This is a genomic window from Bacillus sp. FSL R5-0416, assembly GCF_037975425.1.
Lineage (GTDB): Bacteria > Bacillota > Bacilli > Bacillales > Bacillaceae > Bacillus > Bacillus subtilis.
Genome location: NZ_CP150252.1, coordinates 1,282,876 through 1,301,943, shown reverse-complemented (window position 1 = coordinate 1,301,943; position 19,068 = coordinate 1,282,876). Strand labels below are relative to the sequence as shown.

General features: G+C 39.5%; 19 protein-coding genes and 2 pseudogenes. 11 read left to right on the top strand and 10 right to left on the bottom strand.

The features are described 5' to 3' along the window. The first annotated feature begins 105 nt into the window (after positions 1-105). Both NYE20_RS06945 and NYE20_RS06940 read left to right on the top strand, forming a co-directional pair. Positions 106-273 (top strand): YjfB family protein, encoded by a 168-nt coding sequence (locus NYE20_RS06945; protein WP_014476499.1) that lies wholly within the window; start codon positions 106-108, stop codon positions 271-273. A 128-nt stretch (positions 274-401) separates the two neighbouring features. Further along, complete coding sequence (locus tag NYE20_RS06940) at positions 402-875, top strand: YjfA family protein (RefSeq protein ID WP_014476498.1); 474 nt, start codon at positions 402-404, stop codon at positions 873-875. 39 nt (positions 876-914) lie between these two features. Here the strand turns inward: NYE20_RS06940 and pdaC are convergent, their stop codons facing one another. After that, a complete protein-coding gene (pdaC, locus tag NYE20_RS06935) occupies positions 915-2,318 on the bottom strand; it encodes a peptidoglycan-N-acetylmuramic acid deacetylase PdaC (RefSeq protein ID WP_161621514.1) in 1,404 nt (467 codons plus the stop codon). A gap of 253 nt (positions 2,319-2,571) precedes the next feature. On the opposite strand from pdaC, the gene cotT reads away from it, so the two are divergent. The 4 genes and pseudogenes from cotT to NYE20_RS06915 all read left to right on the top strand — a co-directional run bounded on the left by cotT (position 2,572) and on the right by NYE20_RS06915 (position 5,180). Continuing rightward, positions 2,572-2,805: a spore coat protein CotT gene (gene cotT, locus NYE20_RS06930; RefSeq protein ID WP_014479515.1), complete on the top strand. Its 234-nt coding sequence runs from the start codon at positions 2,572-2,574 to the stop codon at positions 2,803-2,805. Between the two features lie 111 nt (positions 2,806-2,916). Next, on the top strand, positions 2,917-3,918 hold the full coding sequence (gene cyoE / locus NYE20_RS06925) for a heme o synthase (RefSeq protein ID WP_170948340.1): 1,002 nt from the start codon (positions 2,917-2,919) through the stop codon (positions 3,916-3,918). A 606-nt stretch (positions 3,919-4,524) separates the two neighbouring features. Further along, positions 4,525-4,854 (top strand): annotated as a pseudogene (locus NYE20_RS06920) (YjdJ family protein). A gap of 131 nt (positions 4,855-4,985) precedes the next feature. Beyond that, positions 4,986-5,180, top strand: a complete 195-nt coding sequence (locus NYE20_RS06915; protein WP_003232825.1) for a DUF4177 domain-containing protein — start codon at positions 4,986-4,988, stop codon at positions 5,178-5,180. A gap of 41 nt (positions 5,181-5,221) precedes the next feature. Here NYE20_RS06915 and ybaK read toward each other — a convergent pair whose 3' ends face one another. Further along, entirely contained in the window at positions 5,222-5,701 is a 480-nt protein-coding gene (gene ybaK, locus NYE20_RS06910) for a Cys-tRNA(Pro) deacylase (RefSeq protein WP_041850956.1), read from the bottom strand. 228 nt (positions 5,702-5,929) lie between these two features. On the opposite strand from ybaK, the gene NYE20_RS06905 reads away from it, so the two are divergent. Together NYE20_RS06905 and NYE20_RS06900 are read left to right on the top strand one after the other, a co-directional pair. Then, entirely contained in the window at positions 5,930-6,325 is a 396-nt protein-coding gene (locus NYE20_RS06905) for a hypothetical protein (protein WP_072175761.1), read from the top strand. Between the two features lie 218 nt (positions 6,326-6,543). After that, on the top strand, positions 6,544-7,050 hold the full coding sequence (locus NYE20_RS06900; RefSeq protein ID WP_249851123.1) for a GNAT family N-acetyltransferase: 507 nt from the start codon (positions 6,544-6,546) through the stop codon (positions 7,048-7,050). A 45-nt stretch (positions 7,051-7,095) separates the two neighbouring features. Here the strand turns inward: NYE20_RS06900 and NYE20_RS06895 are convergent, their stop codons facing one another. From NYE20_RS06895 to NYE20_RS06870, 6 genes are all read right to left on the bottom strand, one after another. Beyond that, complete coding sequence (locus tag NYE20_RS06895; RefSeq protein ID WP_129110624.1) at positions 7,096-7,578, bottom strand: YjdF family protein; 483 nt, start codon at positions 7,576-7,578, stop codon at positions 7,096-7,098. 168 nt (positions 7,579-7,746) lie between these two features. Further along, on the bottom strand, positions 7,747-8,694 hold the full coding sequence (gene manA / locus NYE20_RS06890) for a mannose-6-phosphate isomerase, class I (RefSeq protein WP_339184852.1): 948 nt from the start codon (positions 8,692-8,694) through the stop codon (positions 7,747-7,749). Between the two features lie 14 nt (positions 8,695-8,708). Beyond that, positions 8,709-10,661, bottom strand: a complete 1,953-nt coding sequence (manP, locus tag NYE20_RS06885; RefSeq protein ID WP_339184850.1) for a PTS mannose transporter subunit IIABC — start codon at positions 10,659-10,661, stop codon at positions 8,709-8,711. A 148-nt stretch (positions 10,662-10,809) separates the two neighbouring features. After that, entirely contained in the window at positions 10,810-12,756 is a 1,947-nt protein-coding gene (manR, locus tag NYE20_RS06880; protein ID WP_103803750.1) for a mannose transport/utilization transcriptional regulator ManR, read from the bottom strand. Positions 12,757-13,063: 307 nt separating this feature from the next. Then, entirely contained in the window at positions 13,064-13,381 is a 318-nt protein-coding gene (locus NYE20_RS06875; protein ID WP_041345315.1) for a hypothetical protein, read from the bottom strand. A gap of 138 nt (positions 13,382-13,519) precedes the next feature. Beyond that, complete coding sequence (locus NYE20_RS06870; RefSeq protein ID WP_015252322.1) at positions 13,520-13,837, bottom strand: putative quinol monooxygenase; 318 nt, start codon at positions 13,835-13,837, stop codon at positions 13,520-13,522. A 247-nt stretch (positions 13,838-14,084) separates the two neighbouring features. On the opposite strand from NYE20_RS06870, the gene NYE20_RS06865 reads away from it, so the two are divergent. Beyond that, the gene (locus NYE20_RS06865) at positions 14,085-15,248 is read left to right on the top strand and encodes a tetratricopeptide repeat protein (protein WP_161621511.1); all 1,164 of its coding nucleotides are present in this window, start codon (positions 14,085-14,087) and stop codon (positions 15,246-15,248) included. A gap of 442 nt (positions 15,249-15,690) precedes the next feature. On the opposite strand, the gene NYE20_RS06860 is transcribed toward NYE20_RS06865, so the two are convergent. Continuing rightward, positions 15,691-16,071, bottom strand: a complete 381-nt coding sequence (locus tag NYE20_RS06860) for a hypothetical protein (RefSeq protein ID WP_029317635.1) — start codon at positions 16,069-16,071, stop codon at positions 15,691-15,693. A gap of 197 nt (positions 16,072-16,268) precedes the next feature. Here NYE20_RS06860 and NYE20_RS06855 point away from each other — a divergent pair, with 197 nt between their 5' ends. Then, on the top strand, positions 16,269-16,928 hold the full coding sequence (locus tag NYE20_RS06855) for a hypothetical protein (RefSeq protein ID WP_163135527.1): 660 nt from the start codon (positions 16,269-16,271) through the stop codon (positions 16,926-16,928). A gap of 30 nt (positions 16,929-16,958) precedes the next feature. Here the strand turns inward: NYE20_RS06855 and NYE20_RS06850 are convergent. Next, positions 16,959-17,063 (bottom strand): annotated as a pseudogene (locus NYE20_RS06850) (peptidoglycan-binding domain-containing protein); the annotation flags it as partial. A 136-nt stretch (positions 17,064-17,199) separates the two neighbouring features. Between NYE20_RS06850 and NYE20_RS06845 the strand changes: the two are divergent. Continuing rightward, positions 17,200-19,062: a T7SS effector LXG polymorphic toxin gene (locus tag NYE20_RS06845; protein ID WP_161621510.1), complete on the top strand. Its 1,863-nt coding sequence runs from the start codon at positions 17,200-17,202 to the stop codon at positions 19,060-19,062. The last annotated feature ends 6 nt before the right edge of the window (positions 19,063-19,068 follow it).

The window sequence follows — 19,068 nt, the reverse complement described above, 5'->3', positions numbered from 1 at the left end:
AACATACGGTATGCTCTAGCGTAAGGGTCAACAGGAGAAATTAAGCCATTTTTCACTGTAAAATGATACAAAGCCGCCGATAGGTAAGGCATAGGAGGTGGAACGATGGATATTCCTGCTTTATCAGTTGCGATGCATCAAGCATCCCTTGCCCAGAATGTTAATATTGCTTTAACGAAAAAAATGCTGGACACCGCCCAGCAAAATGCCGATCAAACCTTAAAGATGATTCAGCATCCGACTCTCGGACAAACTATTGATGTAAAAGCTTAACCTCACACCAAAGGCGGCCAATAACTCCATCCTCCCGGCCGCCTTTATTGTTCACAAAAAAGCATGCATGTTTTGATTGTTCCTCCGTATGATTTATTGTTTGCCATATTAAGGAGGTCATAAAGGATATGAAAAGACTGTTTACGAAGGCTTCATTGGTGTTATTCGCAGTAGTATTTGTTTTTGCCGTCAAAGGAGTACCCGCCAATGCGGAAACCCATGCCTACGATGGAAAAAGCCCTTATTACAATGATTGTGCGTCCACCGGCTCTACAAAAAAATCCTCAAACTTAGTGAATGCCAGCAATCAAGTCATCGGAGTAGTCGAGCTTAAATTCAGCAGTACATGTAAAACGGCTTGGGCAAAAATCACGATGAATAATACATTGACGTCTGGCTTTGAAGCAAATGCGGAGATTACCCGAAACACGGACGGCAAGAGATATAATTGTGATTCTGCAGGCGGCAATGGAAAAGCGGTGGCCGGCCAAAAGTCTTGCTATACACCGATGGTATATGATTTAGATCCAAGGACTTCTTACGCTTTCGGCAAGTATTCAGGACCAAACTTAAATGTTTGGGCGACCACAGGCTCTTATTAAATAGAAAAAAGGCTGTCCGTACGGACAGCCTTTTTTAATTTATTTCGCTTCTCTTTGTTTTTTAACCTCTTCAAGCTGAGAAACTGTCACCAATTGATAGCCTTGATCGGTGAGCTTTTTCATAATTTCATCGGCCGCATCAGCAGAGGTGCGGTAAATATCGTGAATCAAAATGGTTCTTCCATCTCCCGCCTGATTCATGACACGGTCAACAATTGTTTTTTTGTTACGGTCTTTCCAATCTTCCGGGTCAACATCCCATAACGCAACATCCATTTTCATTTGACTCCGCAGTTCATCATTAATGCCGCCGTATGGGGGTCTTACAAGCATCGGACGGTATCCGCTTATTTTTTCAATGATGTCTTGCGTATCATTAATCTGCTTTAACGCTTCTTTCACTGAAAGCCTTGTGAGAAGCGGATGGCTCCATGAATGGTTCCCCACCTCATTTCCTTCTTTCAGCATTCTTATTAGCGTTTCCGGATAATATTGAACCCTGCTCCCCAAAACAAAAAACGTGGCATGACCCTTATATTTCTTCAAGGAGTCTAGAATCTGATTTGTTGTCGCAGGATTCGGGCCGTCGTCGAAAGTAAGCGCAATGACTTTTTGATTTGGATCAACCGTTTCCTCTTTGGGTAAAGAAATCACTTCATGCTTCGGCTTTTGTTCTTTGATTTTATTTTTATTTTTTGCTTTATCAATATATTGTTCTTTCAGAATGTCTTTCAAAAGACTTTTCTTAATGGCAATCGATTGCTCTCCAAGATAGCCTGCTGCAACCTGATATGTGTCAAAGTAAAGTTCGATATAATCCTCCTTGATGGCAAAGCGGCTGAAATTTTCTTTTTTCGGAGCCGTCCCTTCCTTTAACAGTGCATCGTCCGCTGCAATGTCCTTATTCTTTTTCAGCTCGTGATAAGCGATTAACGAAAGCTTATGTAAGTAGTCAGCGTCCTCTTTGAAAATATCATCAATGGAAAGAAACGCTTGTTTACTAAAATCATAGTTAAACGTTTTTTTCACGGTTTGCCCGTGTGCCCCGCCGATGTATTTATATTCATTAAATACAATCGCCACTGTCTGTTTGGCATAATGGACAATTTTATAATCAACATTTAATTCGTTGCGTTTTGTCGTATGCTCTTGATCAACGTCTTTTGTTTCCTTTTGAAATTGACGAACCTCTTTTTCTGCGAATCTTTTTAATGCCGAATCCATTTGTTCATTTTTGAAAACGGGATAGTTAACCGCGTAATTAAAAGTTTTCCCGTCATTCACAAGCGTTGCGATCTCAACATTCCCATATTGAGAATCAGTTCTTACTTTATTCATGACCGTTTCTTTTTTCAATGAATGATTATGGAAAAAGCCGATAAGGCCCACCACACATACAACTGCTATTAATACATGAAACCATTTGATTCTTTTTGCTAACAACAAAAACTCCTTCTTTCGTAGCCATTTCGATTTACTCTTCGTCAGTTGGAACTGTATCTATTTAGAAATGATTTTGTAATATTGTAGTAACATTTATTTCACATTTGTAATACTATGAGATTTAGAAGTTCATGTCAATCCTTTTTAAGGAATTTCATCATAAAAAAAACCGAGTTTCATGAATGTACATACACCCAACTTAAGTATCAAGAATATGGTAAAAGGAATAAAAAAAGCTAGGGAGGTTTTCCTCTTGGATTACCCTTTGAATGAACAGCCATTTGAACAAATTACCCCTTATGATGAAAGACAGCCTTATTATTATCCGCGTCCGAGACGGCCATTTTATCCGCCTTATTATTATCCGTTCTACCCGTTTTATCCGCGCCCGCCTTATTACTACCCGCGCCCGCGACCGCCTTACTACCCTTGGTACGGTTACGGCGGCGGTTATGGCGGAGGATATGGCGGAGGTTACGGTTACTAGTCGCCGCATATCAAAATGGGGGCAGTCCAGCTCCCCATTTTTTTATTTTAAAAACGACAATATCATGACAAATATAGGAAATAATTGTGATTCCGTATCCCTCTTGTTACGATAACAAAAGCATGCAGTTTTAGGGGGAGGCGTCTATTTTTGGAGAATACAAGAGATTCTGCAGCCATATCTGAAACAAAATACATAAAAGCTTCAAACCGGGTAACCATTTACGATTTTATCAAACTTGCAAAACCCGGCATTATCATATCAAACTCGATAGCAGCCTTCGGCGGGTTTTGGATCGCGTTTGCAAGCGCAGAAAAAACGTTAACCGGCATGGCTTTTTTGATGACAATGGTAACAGCAATGTTGGGAACCGCGTTTGTGATGGCTTCCGGCACTGTCTATAACAACTATTTTGATCGGCATATGGACGCAAAAATGGCACGCACTCGCAGCAGGGCCTCGGTCACAGGGAAAATGCCGCCAGCCATGATCTTAACATATGGCTCTGTGTTAGGAATCGCAGGTCTTGCCATGCTTTATTCCCTTAATCCATTAACGGCCTTTCTCGGACTGGCCGCCTTTATTTTTTATGCGATCATCTATACGGTATGGGTGAAACGAACGTCTGTGTGGAGCACATTTGCCGGGAGCTTTCCAGGAGCTGCGCCGCCATTGATGGGGTATTGTGCCGTAACCGGTGACTTCAGTATGACAGCAGTGCTGTTGTACACGATTATGTTTCTGTGGCAGCCGCCGCATTTTTGGGCGATTGGGATAAGACGCAAAGAGGAATATCGTGCCGCTGGCATTCCGCTCTTGCCAGTAGTCAAAGGAAATCATGTAACAAAAATAAAAATGATGCAATATATTGCCGTCCTGGTGCCGGTCACGCTATTATTTCCTTTCTCTCTCGGCACCGGCCATATGAGCCCATTTTATTTTTTAGCAGCCTTGGTTCTCGGAGGCATATGGATCAAAAAAAGCATCAAGGGATTCAAAATAGACGATGACGTGAAGTGGGCAAAGGATATGTTTGTCTACTCACTTATTTATTTTTGCTTGCTGTTCTTCATCATGATGATCGATTCATTTATGATGTTTCTGATCAGATGATGCAAAAAGAGCCACACATTAATGTGACTCTTTTTTGTTTGGAAAAACAGCATCTAATAGAAATGTCATGGCAAAAAACACAACCATGCAAATCAAAAATCGTATAATCTCACTCAAAATCCAGCTATCAGCTATGCGCATACCATCGGTTTCTCGGAGGGTTGCGCATATTGAAAAAATCATGAGTATGTTTTTTAGGGTTTCTTTGTTCATAAAATACCATCGCTTTCTCGATAGGATGACTTAAAGGCAATGAGATAAGTCATCAAGATATAAAATGTGTCGCATCGTTGCATGTTTTGATTGAAAGAAATCATTGTTTTTTAGCCAGCCAATTGTAAAGCTCAGGCAAACAGATGAAAACCGTTTCTGTGAAAAAGCAGATCTAATCGAATGCTTCTATACTCTCTCCACAAATAAATACATTTGTTTCTCTAATCTATAAACCCTCACTCTTTTTCCATCATCAGGTATTATAAGCCAAAAACAAACAAAAAAATAGACTTGCGTTTGAGTTGTATGGAAGTGAAATTGCAAGAATAACCCATACGGTGGTAATATATTGTTTGATTTTCCCATATTCATAGATTTGGAGGTCATACAAAAGTGAAGGGAATATTTTTAGTTGTTCAGCTTGGATTTTCTATTATGGTATTTCTGTTTTTAGCTGCTGTTAATTGGTATCAAGGAAGCGAGCTTGTTTCAGATCGATTTGATTGGAACTATACTGCTAAACTCTCAAAACTGCTAAATGGAATTGATGCCGTCAGCAGCCCCAAACAAATTTCATAGCTTGATTTTTTCATCTATTCCGCTAAACACTACCCTGTTATGAGTGCGTTAATGATCATCTCCTTCTTATATGTTCTGGCCGCTCTATTTTTACTTATATACTCAGTCAAATGCAATAAGCAAGAGATTCATTTGGACTGCTGACCCGGTGAAATTCGTTTTTATAGCCCATTAACTCTTCAAGATGTTCCTGTGTTTAGTGAGGCAGACCTTAACCTAGGTTTTTGGAACTTCTTGCTCAATTATGTGTATACCTTAATAGGAGGGATCAAACGATGAAAGAATATGAATTCGTAAGAGTTGAACTGAGTACGATGAGAAGAAGGCCTAAAGAAGACTACCAGCAAATCATCCATGATTATGCGAAAAGAGGCTGGAGATTCGTTCAGATTTTCGCTCCCAGTATAGATGGGTATGGGGCAGCTGCTTATTTTGAAATCATATTTGAAAGGGATGCGGAAAAAGCTTAATCGATATGACTAAGCTTTTTTGTTTCCCCCTATATCTGCATCTATACAATTTCTGCAAATGCGGCATCACATGATTTGGCTAAATCTTGTGGCGCCAACTTTAGCTGCATACCGATTTTCCCTGCACTGACAATGATAAAATCAAGCGTTTCTGCAGATGCATCAATATAGGTCGGGAACAATTTTTTCATGCCAATTGGCGAGCAGCCGCCGCGAAGATAGCCAGTTACCGCTAATAGCTCCTTCATTGCAATCATTTCTATTTTCTTTTCCCCTGTCACCTTTGCTGCCTTTTTTACATCTAACTCTTCTGCAACGGGTACAACAAAGACATAATAATGATTTGTTCCTGCTGCTGCAACCAACGTTTTATATACATATTTCAAAGGATAACCGATTTTTTCCGCAACAGAGATGCCATCTACCGGCTGGCCGTCTGTTTTATACCCTAATACCTCATAAGAGATGTTCTGCTGTTCTATCAGACGAACCGCATTTGTTTTTGCCATTTTTTTCGCCATTGTTTTCACCCACTATCAAAATGATGTATGTCTAACTTCTTGCAGTAATATGTAAATTCTATCATCCTAACCTGCATTTTCAAGGTTACTAGCATTGAATCAACGAAAGGACAAATTGATTTCCTTGGACGCCTATAGCCCATTATTAGTCTACATGGAACAAAACAGGAATGAACAAATAACTCCCACATACAATTTGTATGAATGGAAAATAAAGGAGTGGTTGCTTTGTATCATTACTTTTATGGCCCTGCGTTAATTCCTTACTTTTCACATACTCATAACCCTCAAAGAAGTCCAGACTTTTCAGAAAGACAGCGAAGAAGAGAAATCACATTGACTGTAGATGGCATTGTCCCCCCATCTTCCACCGAAGATCTTGGAGACGGCTTTTATTCTTACGCATGGACGAACCAACAGGTCATCAATCCAGGTGAATACTTAGTTTGTCATCTTGAAGGAAGAGATATCAACGTGATAAATGGTGGATTCACTCCGCGCGATACTGCTCCATTGTATGCTGTAGCAAGCTTTCCAAGACGAAGAAACCAATGGGTCATTATCATTCATAATCCTGTGCAAACCCAAAGAGCTATATCGCTTTATTTGATTGCGAAAAGGTAGCACAACATGTTATCAGAAACCCTGCATTCAGGAACAGAAAAACGGGTAGGGACACATTAACATCGGTATTTTCCCACCCGTTTTTGGTCTGGGCAAACTCTTACCTGTCACTCTTTCAATTCCCCTCAATTTCTTCATCTTTCTCTACTGCCAAGGTATCAGAGAAAATTGTTATATGTTATCATTATTCCCAGTAAAAAGAAAAGAGGATTAGATATATGGTTCTCCTTGAAACGAATCGATTACGTTTAAAAACGATTGATATTCCCCTTCTTGACGCCGCGTCTAGACAAGATCATCAGGCTATCAAAGACTTAGGTTATGAAACAAATGGTGAATGGCCAAATTCTGATTTTTTTGAAGCAATACCTTATTTCCGCGAGATTTTAGTCAAAAACAATGGAACAAAAGGATTTGATTCATGGATTATTGTAAAGAAGGACAGTCATGAAATTGTTGGGGGAACTGGATTTTTAGGTGACCCAGACGAAAATGGCATGATTGAAATCGGTTTTGCAACAAATAAAAGTCATCGCCGCAAAGGTTATTGTGTGGAAGCCGCCCAAAAACTAATAAACTGGGCATTAAACCAAGAAACAGTAAACCGGATCACCGCAAGATGCGAACATGATAATCTAGGCTCACAAAAAACCTTGGAGAAGTTAGGGTTTATATTGAATCATAAATCAGCGGATTATAAATATTGGCTATATGTTACAAAGTAGAGTCCTTAATTACAAAAGCAGGCACTGCGCCTGCTTTTGTTTGGATTATTTACCTCTGTGCTTCTTTTTCGCTTTTTGCTTTTTGAGCATATACCTTTGCTCTTTTACATGTTCTCGCTGTTCTTTCATTATTTGTTTTTTCTTTTGCTTTCTTGCTTCAAGCTCTAGCTTTATCGCCTCTTGAGCTTTAGAAGCTACTCCGGCGTTTTTCAACTCTTTTGAAACCTGGCGCTGCAATCTTTTTGGATTGATCTTTTTTTGACGTCTGCCTTGTAAACTCACTCCTTCCTGCTCAGCTTGGGCCAACATATTCAGGAGTTGGTTATGAACAAACTCTAATACTTCAGAATCCCTCGGCTCTTTGCCAAAAAGATGCCGAAAGGCTCTTAGCTTTCCATTGTCCACAACTTCAACAACGCCTACCCAAAACTGACCATCGTAGTAAATCGTTAATTTCATAACGATTCCCTCCTCATAAAAGATATTAAAGAATGATGGACATCCCGAGGAGGGGAAGGTTACTGACATTCTCAATCATGCATCCGGACTACCAACCGAATCGTGTTTTTTCATTCTTTACCATATACAGAAAAGAGTGTAACATTTCTTCTCCAACTATTAAACTCTTAATTTATTTAGATCATTGCTGGAGAATAGGCGTCTTCACTCGCAAATTTATTTCTCAAGCCCTGCATGTTACAGATGGGAGACGATACATTCTGCATATCCTTCGAGTTTAAATTCTCCAAGACCGTAAGGCAGCAACATATGATCTCCTTTTTTGAAAGGATAGACATACTCACCAGAGATCATACGGCCATCCCCTTCAATCACACTGATGAGAAGGAATGGTTTTTGCTGCTTTAAGCTTGCTGATCCTGATAAGTTCCATTTCCCCACCAAAAAGTAAGCGCATTCAACCAATGTCGTTGTAAGCAAATCCTCAATTTGTTCATGGTGAACTGTATGCCGTTCTGGAATAGACGGGACCTCTATCACTTCGATGCTCTTTTTCAGATGAAGCTCGCGCAGCTTGCCTTCTGCATCTTTTCGGTCATAATCATATAATCTGTAGGTTGTGTCTGAATTCTGCTGCGTCTCCAAAGCAAGAATTCCTTTTCCAATCGCATGAACAGTACCGCTTGGCACATAGAAAAAATCCCCCGGCTTTACCTTTACACGGCGCAAGAGCTCATCCCATTCTCCACGCTCTATCATGGTAGTTAGTTCTTCCTTTGTTGTTGCATTGTGGCCATAAATAATCTCGGCATCTTTTTGGCAATCAATAATGTACCAGCATTCTGTTTTTCCAAGCTCACCGTTTTCATGTATGTTGGCATATTCATCATTCGGATGCACCTGAACAGATAAGTCCTGGTCAGCATCTATTATTTTTGTAAGCAGAGGGAAACGGTCCCCTTCAAGCTGTCCGAATAAATGTCTGTGATGTTCCCATAATTCGCTGAGCGTGAACCCCTTATACATTCCGTTTTGAACAACGCTTTGACCATTTTGATGCGCGGCAAAAGCCCAGCACTCTCCTGTTCGTTGTGACGGAATGGTATAGCCAAAATCAGCTAAAGCGGTCCCGCCCCAAATTCTTTCTTTGAAAACAGGCTTGAAAAATAACGGTTCAATCGTCATGAAAATCCCCCGCTTTATTCGATTTCTTCTAGCAGCTTGTATGCTTCTTCTGTTGTTTGCACGGAAAGCAGCCGCTCCCTATAATTGTCATCCATAAGCTTTCGAGATAGCATCTGTAGTATTTTGAGATGCTGGTTCCCCCCGCTCTCTTTCGGTACAGCAATCATAAAGATTAATTTAGCTTCTGATCCATCCAGGCTATTCCAATCAACGCCTGATCGTTTGATCCCAAAGGCAACACTCGGCTCCCTGACCGCCTCAGACTTTCCGTGCGGAATCGCGATATTCATGCCAATCGCCGTTGTTCCCTGTTGTTCACGATTCAAAATGGCTTGTTTAAACCCGCTCTCTGAAAGCAGCGCACCTCTTCGGGACAATTTCTGAATCAATTCATCTATGATGTCATCCCTCGTTTCCCCCGATAAATTTGGTTCAATTAATTCCGGGCTGATAATGTCTGTCAGTTTTTTAAATTCCGACATCTCAGCTTTTTGGCTTTGAATTGGCTGCTTTATTTCATTTGATGCCGCAGCTTCACTTGGCGCGGAGGGCGGTGCAGTTTCACTGAGCACAGGAGACGCCGTAATATCCTTTTTTAGTACATTGACGAATAGAGCAGTGACAAGAGATCCTGCAATCACAGCAATAAAAAACATCAAGACATGATCAACTGCGCCAAGCACTGCAACGATAGGTCCGCCGTGCGCCACTCTGTCTCCCACATTGCCAATCATGGCTATCACAGAACCTGTCATTGAGCCTGCCATAATACTTGGAATAACGCGCAGAGGGTCCTGCGCCGCAAATGGAATCGCTCCTTCAGTAATGCCGAAGAGTCCCATCGTAAATGCCGCTTTCCCCATTTCTCTTTGAGATGCCTCGAATTTTCTTTTTCCTAAAAATGTCGCAATGCCAAGGCCAATCGGGGGGATACAAATGGCGACAGCAATTGGTCCCATAATTTCATAATTTCCTTCTCCAATCATTGCCGATCCAAACAGAAACGCCACCTTATTTACGGGACCGCCCATATCAAATGAGATCATCGCCCCTAAAATCAATGCCAGAAGGATCGAGCTCGACCCTTTCATCCCCGCCAGCCAAACTGTTAAAGAGGCGAAAATTTGAGCTACAGGCGCGCCGATCAAAAACACAAACGCTAAACCTACAATCAGTGATGCAAACACCGGAATAATAATAATCGGCATAATTGGCTGGATTGCTTTTGGAACTTTTAATTTTTTTATCCAAAGTGCAGCATATCCGGCCAAAAACCCGGCAATAATCCCCCCGAGGAATCCGGCGCCGCTTGCGCTGTCATAAAAACTTCCAGTCGCCGCAATATAACCGCCGATCATCCCTGGCACAAGTCCCGGTTTATCAGCGATGCTATAGGCGATATAGCCGGCTAAAATCGGAATCATAAATGAAAATGAAGCACTGCCAATCTGTTCAATCGTTTTCCAGAAGGAATCATCCGGAATAACTAAGCCTTTAGGTGTTTTCTCCCCTCCAAGCGTTAATGCAACCGCTATCAATAATCCACCGACGACAATGAAAGGAACCATAAATGAAACGCCGTTCATTAAATGACGGTAAATTGGATTTTGTTTTTTCTCCTGATGATTGCCGGATTCCGATTTTAAAGCGGAACGATAGACCGGTATATCCCCGTTAAGAGCTTTTTGAATCAATTCTTCCGGTTTGCGGATGCCGTCCTGTACCCCTACAGACAGCAGTTTTTTGCCTATAAACCGGTCTTTGTTTACCGAGCGGTCTGCAGCAATAATGATTGCGTCCGCTTCGCGAATTTCCTCTTCGGTTAGCTTATTTTCGACACCAATCCCTCCCTGGGTCTCAACTTTGATGCTAACGCCCAGTCTGTCAGCAGCTTTTTGCAGATTTTCCGCTGCCATATACGTATGGGCGATTCCATTCGGACAAGATGTAATCGCTAACAGTTTCATAGGAAACCTCCTTTAAAGTGTGAATAATAAGATCTTGTCTCAACTGTATACCGAAATCAGCTCATTAAAATCGCTTTTTTTACCATAGGTTCCGGTAATAAAGGCATTTTTCCCTATAACAAAAAAAAGCAAGGAATAATCCCTGCTTTTAATAATCCAAATGAGATAAAAATGTCATGACATTGGCTTCTTTCGTCAGCTTCTGGACGAAGGCCGGCTGCTCGCTAAGATATGAAAGCTCGCTAAACAGCTGCTTTGTCATGGTTTGATCCTCGTGTTTGACAGCCAGCATAAAAACGAGCGAAACTTTTTCATTTCCCCATTCAAGCGGCTCCTTTAATGTGGCAATCGCGATTGCTGATTGTTTAATAAATTTAGCGTTTGCATGAGGAATGGCAATGCCTGACCCAATATTTGTCGCCGACATTTTTTCCCTCATCACCGCATGAACCGCATAGTCCTTATCAACATAGCCTTTCTCAAACAAAGCTGTCGCCAGCTGTTCGATTAACTTGTAGCGATGCTCCGCCTCCTGCTGCAAAAAAACCAAAAAAGGAGTCGTATTGTTCAGCATTTGAAACGTTTTTTGTTTTTGGCGGTGTGATTCGCCCAGCTGACGTATAAACGCACTTAATTTCTTCTCTTCGCCAGGCTCTAAAAGCGGAGACACAACAATATGGGGAACCGTTATATTCTCCAGCGCAATGGTGGATATGACAACATCAATATCCTTATGCTTTTTGATATAATCCTTTAAATCGGCCTTTGCAATACAGGCCATTACAGCGATTTGATGACATTTCCGTTCAATTTTTGTCCGCAGCAATTGTGACATCCCAATCCCCATGTGGCAGACGATAATCGCCTTTTTATGTGTCTCGCTGCTGCACTGCATCCGTTCGATCGCTGCCTGAAAATGCAATGTCAAATATGCTGCCTCTTCCTCAGGAATATGAAGATCAAAAGTTTGATTGATATCTTCCAAAACATCAATGATGAGGTGGAACAAATAAGGGTACATCTTTTTGATGTCATTGAGCATAGGATTTGCTACAGAAAGATCGTAGCTCAGCCGTTGCAGCACAGTATTGAGATGAATGTTCAAACCATTGATCAAATCCTGATCCTTATGAAAATCCATCATTTTCAGCTCTGAAACACGATTGATTAAATGCCCTACAACCTTAGGAAGCACAGCATTTTCAAAGTTCTCTTCTGTCTGCAATGGATAACGAACTTTACCGCCCAATATATGTAATGTTAAGTACACGGCTTCTTCTTCAGGGAAGCGGATTGCAAAAACCGGTTCAAGCCGCTGTAAACAAGCAAATGTCCATTGATATTCTTTCTTCTTTCTTACTGCCGCCATTTCTTTTGGGGACAATGAAATCGGCTGCTTCATTTTGATGCGGCGGACCATTAACAATGTATGCAGCAGCAAGCTTTCAAACGTTTCGTCTGTGAAATAGAGGGCATGCTTTTTTTGTAGTGATTTGATTTCTTTCGTCACAAAGTCTACTTCATAATGTAAAAACTTACTTTTAATAAATTGGCTGGTAAACGCTGTATTGTGGATCAAATCAGATATTCTTGCCAATGCCTTTCTTTTATTTCTTTCGTTCCCTTCAACCTTTAATCCAAGCCGCTGCCTAGAAACCAGTGTGAGATCAAAACGCTTCAGCCACTCTTCTACTGCGTATAAATCCTTTTTAATGGAAGATCGATTGATAAAATGCCGAGCGGCAATGTCTTTTGCGGAAACAGGCTTCGGATTCATTAATAAGTCATAAGCAATGTGCAGTATTCTTTCTTCATCGCTCCGCTGCCTAGAAGAAAAATGTTCAGTATGTAATTGTTGGCTTAGCCAGGTCCTTTCCTGTTCTTCTATATGTAAATAAACGCCCAACCCTGGTTTTCGAATAAGCTGTGCATGAGAATGCTCATTGAGATAATCCTCGATCACTTTCAAATCATTCCGGATTGTTTTTTCAGAACACTGTACCCTATCTGCGAAATCTTGCACAACTAAATAGTCATCAGGTTCAGATAACAACAGATACAAAATCTCTTTTTGTCTTGTATTTATGTATTCCATCTGTTTTTCTATCCTTCCTGTCAGTGTCTACTTGAGCAAATTGATAGTATAAGTATACTATATAAGAAACCGTTTACATTATAAAATAAAATCATAGAGACAAAAGTTTCGTTTTTTACCGAAGCTTCCGGAAAAATGCGATTTTATGATTTTGAGTTAACTGCTAGAAACGACCTGATTCTGTGATAGCTTCTTGTTTTCGTTTTATGTCAGCTTAGTATACGAAATAAAAAACGGACACCAACCAAAGCACAGCGTTCTCTGTCCAGTGATCAGTATCCGCAGACCTTTCATCTCGGGCATTTTTTTACGGCCCGGTTCCACAGTCTACTTTGTATTTACCGTTTGATGCTTTTTTTGAATAGCATAAGTGAGGCGTTTGTCCCGTTTCACCTTTCCAATCAAGCCAATTCACATCATAAAGATTCCCAGATTCATTGTCACCTTCTTTTTGGAGAACTGCAAAGTAGCTCTGATAGGGATATCCTCTTTTATAAATTTCGTGTCTGATTGCTCCTTTTTCAGAAGCAGCTGTAAAAACAACAGGAGATAGAACTGGTAGTGCTATCAATATAACTATAAGTGCTGCTAAAAGGGAAAGTATAATTTGGGTTTTCTTTTTCATTTTTTTCTCCAAGCTTTTAAACTTATTATTAATAAATGTATTTAATTCTCCGCATGATATTGTTGTCGGAGTTGGACAACAATCCGCCAACAACTTTCCGCTTCTTAGTTTTTGAATGTCTCTTTTGAAGACGCCTTTTTAATCATTCACATTGCTTTTCATTAACCATTCTACTTCCGTTAATTCTTGTTTTTGAACGTCTATTGTGTGTTTTTTCGTGAAATGGGTTTTCACAGCTTCTTCGTTTTCCCAAATCTCCCAAAGCATTATTTTACGTTCTGATGGCTCAAGCGGATAAGCATGGAATGTAATACAACCCTCTTCTTTGTTCGTTTCTTCCTCAAGTTTTTTGAATTCCTTCATTATCTCATTAAGGTCTTTATCACTGATGATTTTTAAACATGCCGTTATGTAATGCATCGAAATTCCCCCTCCTATCATTTTATGGCTTTTCATTATAACATTTTCTTGAAAAAGATAGATGCCATTTATAAATCATTAGACGACTTCGAGTGCCTTTTAGATCAGCTTTCTTAAATTCTAAAGCAAGCTAAAGAGTTCATATCAGACGATACAGTCCTTATTTATGTTTATTCTGACCTTTTTTCAGTCTAAATAGATGGACTTTTCAAAAAATAATTCTTTTAGAGGGTGTCCTTAGCGGTATAATATTAAATATATGTAAATAAAAGGAGGTATTTGATTGTCTGTTTCGGATTTAATCCCATATCATTACGTAACTACAGACATTAATCATTGGTATGTTGTCATAAAACAGGGTCGAGTTGAGAAAGCAAAAGAAATGAAACAAAAAGTTGAAAAAGAATTCGATATGATGGAGAAAAATGAAAAAGTAGCAGTCTATCTCCAGCTATTAAAGCTGCGGCACGAAATAATGCTTTCGTATCTCGAACCTGACTCTGTTAAAAATATAGATGGTGTTTATGCTGATCTCAAAAAGACAAGGGAAAATATGGCTCCTGAATCCCTCACCAATACAATAGAGTTCTATTATCATTTTTTTACCGGCATGTATCTTTTTAGAACGAGAGATTTAGTTATTGCTTTAACATATTATCGCGAAGCCGAAAAATATCTTGATTTATTAGATAAGAACGCAAATACAGATAAGGCAGAGTTCTATTTCAAAATGTCAGAAGTCTATTACTATATGAAAGAGACTCATTTTTCAATGAATTATGCCCAGCGAGCATACTCTATATTTAAAGAGCAAAAAGATGCTCAGGGGAACCTTACATATGGCAAGGAAATGGTCCAATGTCAGTTTGTTATCTTTGGGAACTGGCTAGATAAAATGTGTTATGAGGACGCTTTAGAAACAGCTGAAAAAGCCTTAAATGATGCTATAAAAATAGGGGAACAACATTTAATTGGTTCAGCTCATTTTAATGTGGGATTATGTTATAATAATCTTGAAGAACTTGACAATGCTGAGAAACATTTTCAAATCGCCTATGAAATTCATAAGAATCGAAAGCACATTTATGAGTCCAAAGCGATTTTTAATCTGGCGTATGTCAAAGCAAAGAAGAATGATTTAAAGGCTGCGTTAGAATTATACCAGGAAGGTCAGAAGGTTGCTGCCCGACACAACAACCAGGAAGTAACCGAGAAATTAAAACTGGTTAAAGGTCTTTATTTATCATTTGACTTACAAACACTTAGAGAAGTGTTCAAGTTCTTCAAAGAGAAAAACCTTTATGGTGATATGGAAGAATACGCTGTTGCTGTTGCTGATTTTTTGACCAACAAAGAAGACAGACATGATGCGGTCGATTTTTATCAAATGGCAATTGAAGCACGTAAACAAATTCAAAGGGGGAAACATTTAAATGAAAAAATGTAAAATTGCAATTTGTTTAGCGCTCTTGCTTGGCATTGTTGGAGTATCCAGCGCTTCATACGCTCTTTCTGAGCAGTCCACTTATAAGGTCGCAGATAGAGCAGCAACTTAATATGATATTAAGAAATAACCCCATTTTGGACTTTAGAAATGGGGTTTTTATTTTATCTTCTCAACTCAATATTATTCCTGAGTTTTCATTTAAATCATATACTGCATTAATAAACCGACAGCCCATAAAAAGTAAAAAACCCTTGCTACGCAAGGTTTTAAGCTATGATTCCGACTGGGCTCGAACCAGGGATCTCCCCCCTGTCACAAGGTAGCGATTATGTTCTGACACGAACAGACGTTTTATTCTCAAACCCTAAAAAATATTCCTTTTTGATTAAATTTGTATAAAGCCCGTCTAAAAAACGACGGGCTTTTAATTAATTCTTGTTGGTTATACTGTTTTACAGTTGTTGGTTTTGGGCTGTAATAAGATGGTCAGGGCTATACCTGATGCCAGAGTTAAAAAATAGCCACATAGCATAAAATAGGGGGCGATTTCGTTTTTGAGAAAATAAAGCCCAAAGAGAATAACGGCTGTACCGATAGTGAAATAAATCGGCTTTTTACTTTTCAAAGTCAAACGGCTTGATTGAGTAAACTTTTTGTAGATTAAAGGCAAGCCGGTATAAACCCCTATGAAAAATGTAAATAAGATAGACCAAAGGAAACCGATTGGCGAGAAATAGCTCTCGGAAAATATTCCGTCGAAAGCCCAATTGCTCAACACAACGAAGCCAAATAGATAAACAAATGCCAATATGATCTTGACCATGATATCCCTCCCCTACAATCCAATATACACGTGATATAAGGTTGTTTAAATGGGTAAAACCATTCATTTACTTTTCAATCTTCCCGCTCCTTCAAAGCCTAATACTTTAATCAATAGCACCATTTGTTACTTTCATCCCATTTACCAATATTATACATTAAGATAAGATGGGGACGAAAACATTAAGGAGGGATAAAATGAAAAAGTCACTTGTGGGTGTGGTTTTTGCCCTAGCTTTGAGTTTTTCATCTCTGTTTAGTCTTCAAAGTGCAAATGCTGCCGAAAAAGTGGACAAGAATTCTGATCTGATTATTGATAAGGCGACCTTTCACGAGGTAACAAAACAAAAAAACTTAAGAACCCTTTCATCTGAGAAAATCCCAACTGTTAAAGAAGTGAATAAGGCTTTAAACAGTATGCATGTCAGCAAAGATCATCCATATCAAGAAATTGATCTCGGTAATGGTTTCACTGTGGAAATGGGCGTAAGTACAGATATGGGAATGGAAAAGATAAAAACACAGGCCGCCCAAAATAAAACTGCAAGTGGCTATTACGCTGTAAAGTTTACAGGGATAAAATTATATGATATTCGAGTAAGTGACAACTATTCATACGAGTATGGAAAGAAAATAACAAAGTGGGAAAGCCCGCCAAGTGCATCCGCTTCAGGTTTTGCTGGCTGGAATGGTAAAATCACTTCCAAGAAAATTGCAAACATTGATAAAACGGCTAAGGATGCAATCGCCAATTCTGATTACACGTTTGTAAAGTATGGAGGTAACCGCCACGGCCATATGGAATTACGATTCACTGCAACCGGAAACTGGTACACACATCACGTTTCTATTAAATAAAAATAGCCCTCCAATTGAGGAGGGCTATTTTTATTTAAGAAGAGATTTGAGTTTAGCTTTAGTCTTAGGACCATAAATGCCATCAGGATTTAAACCATTCATCAGCTGGAATCGTCTTACTGCGTCATCAGTTTCCAAACAAATAATCCGAGTAGGTAAATTGACACAGATCAAATTATTCATTTCACACTTTTGAATCACATCCGTGTCTATTTCTTCATTTTCCCATGGTAAAATCTTGTTGGAGCTATTCAAACGAAAGGATATGATCATGAAAGTATTTGAAGCCAAATCACTGCTTTCAGAAGCAGATAGACGTGCAAAGGAATACAAAGAATTAAGAAGTCAGATGGTCAATCTAAAAAAGGCTTTTAAAGCTGTAGCTGATTTAGATGACAGTGAGTTTTCCGGCAAAGGCGCCGACAACATTAAAGCATTTTATCAAGACCATGCAGGTGTAGCTGACAATTGGATTGACTTACTTGATATGAAAATTGCTTTCTTGACAAGCATTTCAGGCACTCTAGAGGACGCCAGCTTATCTGATGCTTATATAGAAGAATCCTTCTTAGAACACGAGCTGGCTAACGCCTACACAAAATCAAAATCTATTATGTCTGAACAAAAGAAAGCCATGAAAGATATCTTACATGATATCGACGATATCCTTCCGCTTGATCTGTTTTCAACTGAGGACTTTAAAGACGAACTCGCCGATGCGGAGGACAAACGCAAAAAAACAGTCGATAAACTAGGCAGCGTGGACGAAGCACTTGTTACTGAATATGCCCAATCAGAGCCAAACGAGCAATTCATCAAGAAGGACTTCCAAAAGCTTGAGGACTCCACAGGCAAAGGCAAGAATGCTACACCAATCCATTATAATGCCAAGGCTTATCGAGAAAGTGATATACATAAGAGAAAAGGCGATATCGAGAAACAGACTGAAGCTTATTTAAAGATCAAGAAAGATGAAGCTAAAGAACGAGAAATCAAAGAACTGAAGAAGAAGCTAGCTGATGGAGTGACGGATCCGGATGAATACTTAGAAATTGCCAAGAAGGTCGGCTATGAGAATCTTACCCCTGAACAGCTTGAATTTGTTTCATTTCTTGAACAGCGTAAAGCTTTCATGGATAACGGAAAAGAAGTGTTGCAAATCATAGGTGATGGCGCCAAGGGTGCGATTGTTGGTATATACGATCTTGCCAAGGATACCGGTGAAGGAGCCATTCAATTCGGATGGAATATCGGTTGGACAATTGACAACTTAAACAAGGAGCCTCAAAAAGTGCTGGATACCGTTTTGGAATACGACTATCAAGCTGCCTTTCAAAGTATGGTTGACACATTGAAGGATAATTGGGATAAAAAAATGATTCACGGGGATGCATATACACGGATGCACTATGTTACTTATTTGGGCGGAAGTCTTCTGTTATTGAAAGGTGGAAAGTCCTCTGTCTCAACAGGATCGAAGGATCTTGCTACAGTTGGGAAAGTAGCTGGTGGCACAGTTAAGAAAGGTGGAAAGTCTGTAAAACAGTTTGTCAAATCTCCTGTTAACCGGTATACTCCTGCATTAGAAGGAATCCTTCAAGATGCTGAAAATACCATTAATGTGAAAAATACTCCGCTGCTAAAAAGTATTGCGGAAGATAAAAAAGAGAGTGTTCTCAGAAGATCTGAAAGTTCTAACAACATGGGTACAGGTAATATCAAACAAGGTGATAGTACCCCTCTCGCACCTGGCGGCGGATTAGCTGCTCATGAAGCAAAAGGCGGGCATCTTATAGAAAGACATATCGGAAAGACTGATGAAGAATTAATAGAAAGACTGAGAACTGATCCTAACCCACATATTACAGCTTCATCTACTTTTAAAGATAGGGCTACCGCTGAGAGAATTGCTAATGCAGTCTTAAACGATCCAAAAAATATAAAGAAAATCGAAAATTGGATTGATGATCCTAAAAAACCTAAATTAATGTTAAAATACAAGGGCGATGGAGAAATAATCGGCAGAAGTGTAACAAGAAATTCAGAACTAGTAGAGAACGTTACAAACGCAAAAATTATACTCAAAAAAGATAACAACGGTAACTTTATTCTTACAGGATATCCAACCAAATAGAAAGAG